We start from the raw sequence: 1,784 nt of genomic DNA on the forward strand, positions 1-1,784 counted from the left end.
AGGAGCTCCAACTGCGTCAGGGCGGCGCGGGACGCCGCCGCGACCGGGTCGTCGCGGGTCCCCTCGTCCGCGTGGGTCACCGCGAGGACGGCGGGCCGGGCTGTGCGGGAACCGCGCTGATCTGTGGGAGCGGGACGGCCTCGAGAACGCGGCGCACGACGGTGTCCGCGGTGATCTCGTCCGCCAACGCGTCGTAGGTGAGGACGAGTCGGTGGCGGAGCACGGCGGGGAGCACGTCGACGACGTCCTGGGGCACCACGTAGTCGCGACCGCGGACCAGGGCCAGCGCGCGGGCCGCGGTGACGGCACCCAGGGTGGCCCGGGGGGACGCGCCGTACGCGAGCCACCTGGCCACGTCCTCGAGGCCGTGCCTCTCGGGTTCGCGGGTGGCGACGGTGACCCTGACCACGTAGTCGACCAGCGCGTGGTGGACGAAGACCTCCCGGACCGCGTCCTGCAGCCGGATCAACGCGTCGACCCCGAGGACGCGGGACGGCTCCGGCGGACGTGTCCCCATCCGGTAGACGATCTCCCGCTCCTCCTCGGGGCTCGGGTAGTCCACGACGAGCTTGAACAGGAACCGGTCCCGCTGGGCCTCCGGGAGCTGGTACACGCCCTCGCTCTCGATGGGGTTCTGGGTGGCCATCACCAGGAACGGTGTCGGCATCGGGAAGGTCTGGCCGCCGATCGAGACGTGCCCCTCCGCCATCACCTCGAGCAGCGCCGACTGGACCTTGGCCGGCGCGCGGTTGATCTCGTCGGCCAGCACGAAGTTCGCGAGGATGGGACCGAGTTCGACCTCGAACTCCTCGCGGCCCTGCCGGTAGATCCGGGTCCCGACGATGTCCGCCGGAACCAGGTCCGGGGTGAACTGGAGGCGACGGAAGCTGCCCCCCACGACGGTGGCGAACGTCTCCACGGTGAGCGTCTTGGCGACACCCGGCACGCCCTCGAGGAGGATGTGACCGCGCGAGAGCAGACCCACCAGGATCATCTCGATGAGCCGGTCCTGGCCCACCACGACCTTCTTGACCTCGTACACCGCCTGCTCCAGCAGCCTGGCGTCCGAGGCCGCGGAGGACGCGGAGACCGCGGAACGTGAGCCCGGGTCGGGCGAGTGGTCGGTGTGGGGATCGCTCACCGCGGAGGGCTCCTTCGCGAGGTCGGGGGTCTGTGGCCCTGGGGCCGGACCGTCAGTGCGGACTGTGGTCGACAGTACCGGTGTACGGCCGTGCCCGGCCCGACCGATGGTCGGGCCGGGCACGGTGGTGTCGGCACGGCGGGATCGGCACGGTGGCTCGGCGCGACTGCGTCAGGTCAACCGGACGACCATGGGTGAGATCCCGGCCATCCGGACCGGCGAGATCTTGACGACGTCACCGGACTGCTGGGCCTCCACCATCCTGCCGTCACCCAGGTAGAGCGCCACGTGGCCGGGCCAGAAGAGCATGTCTCCGCGCTTGCGTGTGGCCACCGGGTGCTGGGGGCCCGCGGTGTACTGGTACCCGGTGAAGTGCGGCAGTGCCTTTCCGATCCCGGCGAACGCGTAGATCATCAGGCCGGAGCAGTCGAAACCGATCTTGTTGTAGTCGCCGTGGCGGTCCGCGACGCCGCCGTCCCGGATGCCCCGCGTGGGACCCCTGGCGTCGCCGCCGCCCCAGGCGTAGGGGACGCCGAGTTGGGACAGTGCACGGTTGACGACCGTCTCCACCTGCGCGGAGCTGGACGGCGTGCCGGAGTTGCCGCCGCCCTGACCTGGGGCGGGGGCGGGCGCGGCAGGAGGC

General features: G+C 71.6%; 2 protein-coding genes. Both read right to left on the minus strand.

The genetic code is table 11. The features are described from left to right. Positions 1–76: 76 nt before the first annotated feature. Positions 77–1,141: an AAA family ATPase gene (locus tag G6017_RS10715; RefSeq protein ID WP_182658708.1), complete on the minus strand. Its 1,065-nt coding sequence runs from the start codon at positions 1,139–1,141 to the stop codon at positions 77–79. Between the two features lie 171 nt (positions 1,142–1,312). Further along, positions 1,313–1,784, minus strand: a 472-nt coding sequence (locus G6017_RS10720; protein WP_206682431.1) for an NlpC/P60 family protein, incomplete at its 5' end; no start/stop codon positions are given.

The organism is Dietzia sp. B44 (genome assembly GCF_014145245.1).
Classification (GTDB): domain Bacteria; phylum Actinomycetota; class Actinomycetes; order Mycobacteriales; family Mycobacteriaceae; genus Dietzia; species Dietzia natronolimnaea.